Raw genomic sequence first — 12854 nt, forward strand, 5'->3', positions numbered from 1 at the left:
CAACGACCCATACCGGTGCGTTGGCTCCAGGTCAGGGCTACAACGGCAATATACAAGTAACGTTGCCGGGCGATGTCGGGTCCGGCCAATATTACATTACGGTCTGGACTAATCCGACCGGCGTGATCGCCCAGACTGAGCTCGCTAGCAACGTCAATCCGAACGCACCGAACACCGTCGACAGCGACAACTTCGCGGCGAAGGCGATCAGCATCATCGGCGCGGTTCCAGCCGATCTGGCGATCACCAATATCACCGCACCACCGACCGCATCCGCCGGTGGCAGCTACAGTTTTAGTTACACGGTACAAAACCAGGGCAATCAGGCGACCGGCCCTTGGGCCGACCAGGTTTATTTGACCAACAATCCTAATCTCAGCCTGGCGACCAACAGTTGGTTGTTGGGGACATATGTCCAAAACCAGACGCTGAACCTGAATCAGAACTATACCGTTTCAGATACCGTGAACCTGGCACCTTCGGTGACAGGCCAATACCTCGTTGTGGTGACCAACGCGCCGGGAGTGTATGGCGTGCCGCAGATTGCCGAGTCGAATAACGCCATCAATATGTCGTCGAAGGTCTCACAAGTGACCGCCGCGCCGAGCGATTTGCAGGTTACTTCCGTGACTGTACCGCCCACCGAGCATGATTCGGGTGAGCCGACCACGGTGACGTATACCGTGACCAACCAGGGTGCAGCGGTATGGAGTGGCACGCAGAGCTGGATCGACAATATCTACTTTAGTGCCGAACCAACGTTTAACCCTAATCAGGTCATTCTCCTGGCTTCCGTCACGCACGAGAATACCAACGGCCTGGGGGCAGGGCTGAGCTATACCACGACGGCGGCGATCACGCCACCGGCCGGTACCAGTGGCCCGTACTATATCTACGTCATACCGAACAACGACCCTGGTTATGTCTACGGGACAAACGGCTACAAAACGGCTACGCAAGAACTGGTCGGCAGTGCGGGGGAGACGAATCAGCAAGCGCTGAATTACTATCAAAATATAGTTTACGAGGGCACGAATACCTGCGTCGGACAAGGCACGATTAATATCACCTTTATAGAAGCGGCGCTGACAGTTGATAGCATCAAGCTATCCGACCCGACGCCAAGCGCCGGCGAGACGATTACGGTGAGCTGGACGGTCACCAATACCGGCAAACGTGCGACGCGGGTAACTCAGTGGGACGACGGTGTTTATTTGTCCAGCGGCACCGCGATTGAATCCGGCGACTTAGCGCTGGTTCAACCTTCGTACGGCAATCCAATCGCTGCGCAGTTGACCCAGATTACGGATACCAACGGGGTGCCAGCCTATCTGCAACCGGGTCAAAGCTACACCAACTCTGCCGTGATTACGCTGCCGACCTCAGTTTCTGGCAGTTACAATATCATCGTTAAGGCCAGTACCGATCTGACTTCGGATAACCAGTCAGCGAGTGATATTCGCACGGGCCTGATCGGCTTGCAGCAATACGACCCAACCGGCATGGGTGCCGTGCAGGCATTCCAGTTTGAAGGCTCCAACGTAGCCAGTGTTGCGTTGCCAATTTCTGCGGTGACGCCGCCGTTCTTGCAGGTTGCCGGGATTACGGTAATACCGACCGCGACGACGACCACGAGCGGTGACGGTAGCGGTACTTCAGGCTCATCAGGCGGCACTGGCGACGGTTCTTCTGGCAGCTCAGGCAATTCTGGTAACAACAACGGTCAGCAGACTGGCATTAGCGTAACAGCCGGTCAAAGTTTTACCGTGAACTACACCGTCGAGAATAATGGTGGAGCGACACCGGCCGATCAGGGTAAGTGGAACGACCTGATCTACTTGTCGCAAGATCCGAATAACCTGGATCTCAATAAAGATACCCTGCTGGGCTATGTGACCCATAATGGCGGCTTGTCCGCCACCGGCACCTACAGCAATACCGAAACCTATACCGCACCGCAGAACCTCAGCGGCACTTACTACGTTTGGGTGGTGACGAATCCGGAGAATGCACTCGGCAATTCGGCGACAGCGAATGTCATCGAGACGGCGGCCGACCAGATCCAGAACATGGCAGCCTCGAAACCGATCTTGATTCAAACGCCGCCGCCGGCCGATCTCGTGGTGCAAGCAGTGAACGCCCCGACTTCCGCCGAAGTAGGTCAGCCGGTTAACCTGAGCTACACCGTCACGAACACCTCCAGCAACGCCGCGAACGGTAGTTGGACCGATGCCGTGTATTTATCGCAAAGTACCACCTGGTCGACTTCCGCCATTCTGTTAGGTAAAGTTCCGCAAGGCGGCCCGTTAGCCAGCGGCGCCAGCTACACCGGTAACTTAACTGCGAACGTACCGCCTTTGTCAGCAGGCAGCTGGCATGTGATTGTACGTCCGGATATTTACGATAATGTTGGTGAAGATGCCAATCCGCAGCTTGCTTCGGCGGAAGGCAATGCAATTAGTGTGACTGTGCCACCTTTGGTGCTGGGCACACCGCTGTCGACTACGCTGAGCACCGGTCAGAGTCTGGTGTATGAAGTGACTGTTCCAGCAGGCCAAACCCTCAGTGTCAACCTCAATTCCACGGCCACTACCGGCAACAATGAGGTCTACATTAAGTATGGTGCTATCCCGACTTCGTCGGACTACGATGCGGCGTATACGCAAGCACTGGCGCCAAGTCAGTCGGCCCTCATTCCGTCCACGCAAGCCGGCGTTTATTACGTATTGATCCAGTCGGACAATTCCCCGGCCAATACGCCGGTGACGATCAGCGCCAATTTGTTACCGTTGTCGATCACTAGCATTACGCCGACCTCCGGTGGTGCGGCGACGGCGGCCAATCAATACGTCACGATGGACATCTATGGCGCCGCCTTTGCCGCTGGCGCGCAAGTTGAACTGTCGCGCCCCGGCGAATTCCAGATCCAGCCGCAAAGCTGGCAGGTGCTGAATGCCACGCATATTCAGGCGACGTTCGATCTCTCCAACGTGCCTTACGGTCAGTACGACGTGGAAGTGATCAACCCGGACGGCACCACGGTCACCCAGCCGTACCAATACCTGGTGACCCAGGCGATTCAGCCCGACGTTACCGTCGGTATCGGTGGCCCTTCGCAAATTATTCCGGGCGATAACGCGACCTACACGGTATCGCTGCAAAACCTGTCGAACGTCAATACACCGTATGTCCAGTTCAATGTCGGTGCTACCAATATGGGCGCGCCGGATACCAACTATGGTACCGAGGGCGACCCGCTGCTAGCCGCGCTGGGCGTACCATACGTCACCTTTGCCTCGAATGTGGAAGGTCAACCTCCGGGAGCACCGGTGGATGATGGTGGCAATGATCAGGCCTATGGCGGCACGCCGACCGACAGCGCGTCGTTGCCGACCATTCAGTGGTCGTCATTGACTGGCAGTCAGGACACTTCCGGCTTCAACATGACGCCGGGCTTTGCGTTCAATCTGGCCGGCAGCGGCACGATCGACCAGACCTTCAGCGTGCAAACTTATCCGGGCTTGACCGCATGGCTGTCGCGGGATTTCCCAGCGCTGCGCAATGTGCTGTATGAACTGCATCCAACATGGGCAGCAGAAGGCTACTTGGCCGACGGCCCGCAAGACCTGGATAAAATTTCGCCGGGGCTGACTGCGCAATACCTCGGCACCGACCCGGATACAGGTACCAATCTGACACCGGAAGAAGTGTTGTCGTTGTCGTTTGTGTTTAACGTCTTCGCCTCGGCGACGCCATTGACGCGCGCTCAGTTTGTGACGGAGCAAACCGCCTATGCCGACCAGATGCGTACGGCCATCCTGACCGAACCGAAAGCACCGATTTCGCTACAGGTACTCGCTGCCAACCAGACGCAATGGGAACAAGGCTGGCTCGCCGCCCTGGAAGAGGGCGGCGTATTGCTGCCGGACGGTACTGCGCCACCGGTCAGTACCCAGCCGCAAGTGATGAGCTTGAACGCCATGCTGTCGACCGGCATCTTGCTGCAAAACGGGGCGCAAAGTTATACCACCCAAAACAGTTTGCTTGGTTTCTTCAATCAGGTGCAGCAATGGTATGGCAGCACCGGCCTGTATTCCGGCGACCCAACTGCCTCAGTCGATAGCCTGAACAGTATCGAAACCCGCACCATGACGACCGCGGACGGCGATGAAATCCAGGCCCAAAGTCCGGTTACCAATCTGCCGACGGCATCCAGTTATGTGAACCCGTATTCGACCGCGCCGAATCAATTCATCGCTCTCAACGTGTTCGCCGGTGGACAGGCACAGCTCGAGTATCTGCAACGTATCGGTCTGCTCAATGCGGACTTCCAACCGGTTGGCCCCGGCGCGCTGAACTTGCTGCAATACATCCAGGCAGCGACCACGGCCGCGCCAGGTACGACGGCACCGATTACGGTCCAAGGTCCGACCGTCACGCCGAATCCGCAAGGCGTGTCTTACGTCCCGACCTCGCAAGCGCTGCCGTATACCGTGTCGTTCAAAAATACGACCGACGAACCAGCTGGCCAGATCCGTATCGTCACCCAACTTGACCCAAGCCTGGAGATGGGCTCGGTCTTGTTGGGCGATATCCAGATCGGCGACCTGAACATCCAAATACCACCGAACCGTGCCGACTTTCAGGGCACCTTCGACTACACCACCAGCGAAGGTTTCATCCTGAGCGTGAGTGCGGCTGTTGACCCGACTCAACATACCATCACCTGGTTATTGCAAGCGATTAATCCCGATACCGGCGAAGTGATGAACAGCCCGACGTTGGGCTTGTTGGCAGGCGATTCAACCGACCCGGATGCACCGGCGCCAACCGGCTATGTCAGCTACACCGTACAAGCCAGCCCGTCCGCGCTCACCGGTGCCACCATTAGCACCAGCGCCACCATCGCGATCGACAACGATCCGCCGGAGACCAGCAATACCGTCAACTACACGTTAGATGCGGCACCACCGAAAACCACCGTTACGGCAACCGCCAGCGGCACGGCTGCCAGCGGTGCCCCACTCTATGACGTCAATTGGAGTTCGGTCGACAATGGCAGCGGCGTGAAATACGTCACCGTCTACGTCGCCGAAGACGGCGGCAACTTCATGATCTGGCAAGACCAGATTGCGGGCGCTACCGGCCAGTCCGTGTTTACCGGCCAGGCCGGTCACACCTATCAATTCTTAGCTGCCGGTACCGACTACGCGGGCAACAGTGAAGCGGCCAGCATTACCAATGCCGTGTTGCCGAGTGATGGCACAGCGGCCGAAGTTGCCGCCAGCCTCGGCGGTACACCAACCGTTGGCTCAACCACAACGCAAACTCCGGTTGCACCCGAAGACCGTACTTACGTCAGCAACACCATGTTCCAGCAGGCTAGTGCTGCTTTGCCGGGACAAGTATCGACCACCAACCCGGGCGACTTGCAAGCCGTATTAGCACCGATGTCGCTGCAAAGTTTTGCGAGCGGTTTTGGTAGTGGAGCAGCCGAGATCGGCGCGATGGCCATGGTTGAATTGCCGAATCAAACTATCCTCGCCAGCGCTGGCCCGGACGGCAATCAAGTATTTGCGTATCCGGCCGTCAATGGTCAGATCAGCGGCAATCAAAGCACCACACCGTTATTCACGCTGAACGCACCGATCCTGTCGATGGCAGTCGATAAGATGGGCCAATTGTGGGTAACCACTGGCGATCAGTTGCTGCAAGTCGATCCGACCACCGGTACCGTCTTGCAAACCTTCAATGGCCCAGGCGGCGAACCGCTGACACAAGCGCTAGCTATCGATCCGAGCACTGGTTTGATCTACGTATCCTCCGGTAATGGCATCGAGATTTTTAACCCTAACGCCACCAGTCCGTCTACTTCTTGGGTGCATTTCTCCAACACCCAAGTCACCAGCCTGGCCTTCGGCCCGGATGGCCGTTTATGGGGTGTGCAGGGAACAGGTTCGATCATCAGCGATGCTGAACCGAATCCGACCACCAATATCATCAGCTTCCCGATGACCGGCGCTAACGCCGGTCAGGCGCAGCTCGAATACACGCTGAATGGCACCATCGACAGTATCACCTTCGGCCAAAGCGGCACGGGACTCGCTGGTTTGATGTTTGCATCCAGTTCATTGCCGCAACAAGCCATTCCACAAGGAGGTGCAGCTGCGCCGCATGAAAGCACCGTATGGATGGTGGCACTCGCAACGCGTCAAGTGTTGGCGTTGGCCACTGGCGGTACACAGGGTGAAGGTTTGGTTGCGACGTCTAGCGGCAGTTTGCTGGTTGCACAGACCAATAGCATTGACCAGATAGCACCGGCTGCGCCGCCACATGTGACGGCCAGTTCTGTTCCGGATGGCGCCATGGTAACGCTGCCACTGAGCACGATATCTGTCAGCTTTGATGAGCCTATGTGGCTTGGCGCAAGTGGCAATGATCCGACCGATCCAGGTAGTGTGTTGAACCCGGCAAACTTTACGCTGGTGTCGACTTCGACCGGAGCCGACATCACCCTCAATCCGACTTCGATCACTTGGGATGCTGCATCCAAATCGGCGATCCTGACATTGCCAAGCCTGGCAGCAGGCGGATGGCAATTACAAGTTTCGAACCACTTGCTTGGTGCTGATCAAATTAAACTGGCAAATTCTTATGACAGTAACTTTACTGCAGCTCTTAATTTCTCCAGTCAAATAAAACTGACATTCGATAATACTCGTGTCAACCACGCTACGGGGCAAGTCAGTTACGATATCAGCATCACCAATATTGGCAGCGAAGATATCCACGGGCCACTGATTTTGATGTTAGATCCGGGCCAATATTTCAATGGGCAAGTGACTAACGGCACTCAGGACAGCGATTCCCAATTCTGGACTCTCAATTTGACTGCAGCACTGAATGCTCAAGGTGGCGTACTAGCCGCTGGTGCGACGCTGGCTAACCAGACCGTCACTGTAGGATCAAGCGCAGCTTTGGCGGCCGCTACCGGCCCCGGGCAGTTGATCAAATTCAATATGGGCAGTGGCGTGTACGCTGTTCCTTATGCCGATAGTGCACCGACTATTTCGGTAGAAAACGGCAATGCCAGCCAGGCCAATAATGGCGACGGTACGACGGCAGGCACGGTAGACCATGCTGATGGCAGTTATACCGTCACCACGAATGACGGGCAAGGTAACGTCATGAGCAAGACGTATGCAGCTAATGCGACCTTCATCAGCGATCTATGGGAAAGTGCGGACGGTTCGTCTGGAGGTGATACCTATAAGGCGGACGGCTCCAGTTCCGGTGTCATTAACAATGTCGATGGCAGCTTTAAAACCTATAGCAAGGATGCGCTTGGCAATTCTTCCTATACTGATTACGAGGCGAATGGCAATCAAGCCGATAGCGGAACGGTTAGCGTCAACGCCAATGGCACAACAACGACGGTAACCAAGAATGCAGACGGTACAACACACAGCCAAACGGTGGATGCAACTGGCAACGGTTCGTTCTCTTACTACGATAACAGCGGCACATTAAGCGCAAGCGGTACCATAGCGGTTAGTGTGGCAGGTCTGACGACTACGACGACACAAAATGTCAATGGCACGAAGTCTGTTCAAACCAGCGACGGTAAAGGCGATACCACGACGACTAATTATGCAGTTGGCGGTGCGGTCGTTAGCGACAGTTGGCAGAAATCCGACGGCAGTTCGGGTACAGATGCTTTTAATACGGATGGTTCCAGTAGCGGTGCGGTTGCCTATGCCGACGGATCAGGCAACGATTATGTCAACGACGGCAAGGGCACGCTGGTATCTGTAGGGTCTGACAGCAGCGGCAATCAAACTGTCACTACGACCACGACAACGGTACATCCCGATGGTACCCGTACCGTGGTTGTCGATGACGGTCTTGGCGACGTTACCGTCACCCAGCAGAATACTGCTGGCGTTGCCGTCAGTGATACCTGGCAAAAATCCGATGGCAGCAGCGGTACTGATACGTTCAATGCCGACGGCTCCAGCAGCGGCAAGTCCGTCAACGCGAATGGCACATACAGCACCTACACCAACAATGGTCAAGGGACTGTCATCACGATTAACTTTAACGCTATTGGCACACAAACTAGCCAAAGCGAACAAGCAACCACCATCAATAGCACCGGTTCTACAACAACGTATAGCAATGATGGTCTGGGCAATATCACTACTGCGAACTATAGCGCTAGCGGCTCGGAAACTAGCGACATCTGGCAAAAATCCAACGGTAGCTCGGGAACCGACATTTATAACACTGACGGCTCCAGCAGTGGCAGTACCAAAAATGCTGATGGTAGTTCAAGTGCCTACAAGAATGACGGTAAAGGAACGGTAGTCACCACTTCCTATAACGCAGCAGGAACAGAAATTGGCGTCGTGACATCAGTGACCAGCACTAATCCAGACGGAACCAGCAGTGAAATTACTAACGATGGTTCAGGGGATATCACTACTACGCAATTCGATGCATCCGGCGATAAGCTGAGTGACTCGTGGGTTAAGGCCAACGGCAGTACTGGTACTGACACATTTAATACCGGTGGCTTCAGCTCCGGCACTACGTATAACGCCAACGGATCGAGCAGCAGTTACACCAATGATGGTGCTGGCAATATCACCACCACGATTTATAGCGCGAGTGGTGTCAAAATTGGCGATACCTGGCAGAAAGCCGATGGTCGCAGCGGCAGTGACACCTTTAACGCCGATGGCTCCAGTAATGGTACTGCGACCAACGCCGACGGCAGTTCATTGACTGACGTTAAGGATAAATACGGTAATGAGGCATTTACCCAGTATGGCACCAGCGGCAGTGAGACCGCGAGCGGCACAATCACCCTGAATACTGACGGGACGACAACCACTGTCACCAATAACGTGGGCGGCACAGCCACTTACGCGTCTAGTAAGCAAATTTTTGACGCTGCCGGTAACGGCAGCATTATGTACTACGACGCAAATAATAGCGTTACTGCGACGACTGCGGTTACAGTCAATGCGGATGGCTCAGGCAGCAGCGTGACCAGCTATGCAAACGGCACCAGCAGTACGGAAACTAACGACGGTCAAGGCAATATCAAGACCACGCTGTCTGACGCAACTGGCAAGCCGCTAAACGATACATGGCAGAAATTCGATGGCAGCTCTGGCACCGATGTCTATAATGCTGACGGGTCTGGTAGCGGAACCAGCAAATACGCGAATGGTACTTCAAGCAGTTATATCAATAATGGTCACGGCACGATAGTTAGCACACTTTACAGTTCAGCCGGTGTTCAAACCGGCCAAACTACCGCTGTCACAACCACCAATACGGATGGTACCAGTACCTCGGTAACCACTGATGGTCTGGGAAATATTACCACCGCTCAGTACGATGCAAGCGGCAGGGAGACGAGTGATACATGGAAAAATGCGGACGGTAGCACCGGTAGCGACACGTTTAATGCCGATGGTTCCAGCAGCGGTTCGATGACAAACACAGACGGCACATCAAGTAGTTACACCAACGATGGGCAGGGCAGTATCAGCACCACGCATGACAATGCGCAAGGCCAACAGACCGGCAAAATTTGGACAGATGCTAATGGCAGTTCCGGTGGTGATGTCGTCTATGCCAGCGGTACTACAACGACCTGGAGCCTGGATAGCAGCGGCAATCTCACTTTGAGGCAAGATAACTCGGCAGGTAGCAAGACCAGCGATGTCTGGGTGAAATCCGACGGCAGTTCCGGCGTAGATATTTTCGCCGCAGGCGGATCCAGCAGCGGTTATGCATTGAATGCCGACGCGAGCGCCAGTAGCTATGCGAACGACGGTAAAAGCAGTCTGATCACCGATAATTACAATGCGAGCGGCGCCTTCACGGGTAAAATCACGGGAACCGTTACTACCAAAAATGACGGTAGTACAACCACCGTCGCAGTTGATCCGGCTGGTAATGCGATCACTACCAATACCGACTCAGATGGCACAGTAACCAGCGATCAATGGACCAAGATCGATGGTGCCAGCGGTAGCGATATTTGCTATGCTGATGGCAGCAGTTCCGGCCGCACTACTAACGCAGACGGCAGCTATAGTACTTACAGCAACGATGGTAAAGGTGACAGCACAACCACATACTTTAACGCCAGCGGTGTAAAGTTGAAGGACATTGCAACCCAGGCCAGTGGTAAAACAGTCAGCACTGTATTTAATGCTGACGGCAGTCTTGCCAGCACTAGTACGAGTGCGTCTGTTAATAGCAACGACGCTGTCAGCAGTTCCGATCCGAATGCAGTGCAATTGTCCGATGCAACAGTCAGCCAACCCTGGACAGTTACGTTATCTGCCAATTCGGCGGACGATAACGAATTTTACTGGCAACTGGTGCAGGCGCCTCCAGGCGTCACCTTGACACCTTCTTCCACAGTTACCAACGGAACCACCGGTGGTTACCTCAATGAGGCGACGTTGAGTTGGACTCCTGGTGCGACAAATACAGTAGATAACGACATCTACGTGCGTGTCGAAGACGGTCGAGGCATGACCACACTGGTGCATTACACAGTTTATCTCCAGGGCGGTGATAATCCGCCAGTGATTGCGCCAATCAGTGCCGTCAGCGGTACGGAAGGCCAGGCGATTTCTATCCCGATTTCCGTTTCCGATGCTGACGGTAATCCGATCACCACGACGATACGCAATCTGCCGGCCGGTGCCAGCTTTGACGCCATTAACGGTCAGATCAGTTGGACGCCAGCCTATACGCAGGCAGGCACCTATAATATTACGGTTGTTGCGACCGATGGAATTGCTACAACATCGCAAACATTCACGATTACTGTAGCTCAAGGGTTTGCCAATCCGGTTCTCAATCCAGTACCGGCACAGACTTTGAGCGAAGGTACCAGCTTTGGTTTGCAACTTGCAGGTAGTACGCCCGGCGGCTTGACCAAAGCAGATGGTTCTAGCATTACCCTCAGTTACAGCGCGCCAATGTTGCCTGGCAACGCCACGCTTGATCCGGCTACCGGCTGGTTCGCATGGACGCCCGGATATGACGAATCCGGCACAATCATCGTGCCGATTACACTCACAGCAACCTATACACCTGCAGATGGCAGTGCGCCGATCACCACTCAGGTTATCCAAAATTTGACGTTTAATGTACTGGCAACGCCGGTGGCACCACAATTCGCCCCTGTGCAAACCTATTACACGCTGGAAGGTCAACCGGTGCAATTGAGCGTGTTCGCATTTGATCCGGCTAATCCTGACTATCAACCCGCGATCAGCGCCACGCTTGGCGGTGCTGATGCGGATGAAATTGGCACGCCATCAGTCACGTATCAGGTAACAGGTTTGCCGCCTGGTGCCAGTTTCGACCGGAATACGGCAATGATTTCCTGGACACCTGGCTACGCCCAGGCGGGTACGTACAACATCACCGTGGTCGCAACTAGCAATGGTGACGGAACCGGTGTTTTATTGTCGAGCACAATGACCATTCCGCTTGTGGTCGAGTCAGTTGTCCAGCCACCTGTTATCGCGCAAATCGCAGATGCAAGTGTTGCTGAAGGTAGCACTTTGAGTATCCCGGTCAGTGCAACCGATGCAAGCGGTAATCCGCTCACGTTTACTCTCAGCGGTTTGCCACCGTTTGCGACGTTCACGCAAACTGGAACCGGCCCGGATGCGACGGGTACTCTCAATTTTGCACCGGGTACGTATCAGCGCGGTAATTACACCATCACGGTAACCGCCAGCGATAACGGTGGCGGTAATCCAACGCAGGTGCAGTCATCTACGACGACATTTGTTCTGTCGGCTACTAGTCTGACCGAACCACCGCAATTGACTGCGCCTCAACAGGTCGTCGCTGTCGTTGGTCAATTGTTGACAGTTCCACTTACTGGCACCGACTTGGATCAAGATACGCTCACATTTGGCGGTCAAGGCTTACCGCCCGGTGCACAGATCGTGCAAGGAACGCAATACGGTCAAGCTTATCTGGAATGGACACCGTCAGCAGGTACCGCGCTCGGTAACTACAACGTCAGCCTGACTGTCACCGATGCAGGTATGCCGCCTGCCAATACGGTGTTGCCAGCTGGTTTTGTGCCGACGACGACAGTGGCAGCGGTTGATATGACCATTGTCCTCAAGTCCAGCAATACACCGCCGCAGATACTCCAGGTCCAGGCTAACGGACAGGCTGTCACTGATGAAGTTGGTAGCCCCGGCACTACGCAAGTTGCTACTGCTGAAGGTCAGTCGGTTTCTGTGAACCTACAGGCCTATTCACCGGACGGTGATTACCTTAATTGGACCACCGGCAACATGCCATCTGGCATGACGATGACAGCGACTCCAGGCAGCGATGGTCAGACGCAACTTGCACTCAACTGGACGCCCGGCATGTTGGCGTCGCAAGCATCTACCAGCGGCAATCCAAATGGTGTCTATAGCGTGACGGTTACCGCGGGTGACGGTATGGATCAGGTCACACAAACTATCGTATTTGATGTCGCCCATGTAGCCCAGCCGCCAGTATTCCAGCCTTTGTCGACACAAATTGTCACCGAAGGTAATGCGCTCAATTTCAACATGGTTGCCAATGACCCTGACGGTACTACACCGACGCTTAACCTGGTGCAAGACGCTAACACACCGGCTGGCGTTAGTTTCAATGCTGCGACGGGAATGTTTGCATGGACGCCACCGGCTAATCTAGTGACTGCGTTTGGTGCTAGCAGCCAGACCTTTAACTTTACGTTCTCTGCGACCAATGGTAATCAAACCGTCTACCAGACGGTTGCCGTGCAGGTGGTGCATGTC

1 protein-coding gene (only partly in view) is annotated in these 12854 nt (G+C 54.9%); it reads left to right on the forward strand.

The whole window is internal to a tandem-95 repeat protein gene (locus S2091_RS07450; RefSeq protein ID WP_105531166.1) on the forward strand: the coding sequence, 47658 nt in all, runs 18853 nt past the left edge and 15951 nt past the right edge, and what appears here is coding positions 18854–31707 — codons 6285 (partial) to 10569 (complete); the first complete codon in view begins at position 3. The start codon and the stop codon both lie outside this window.

Source organism: Solimicrobium silvestre (assembly GCF_002976435.1).
Lineage (GTDB): Bacteria > Pseudomonadota > Gammaproteobacteria > Burkholderiales > Burkholderiaceae_D > Solimicrobium > Solimicrobium silvestre.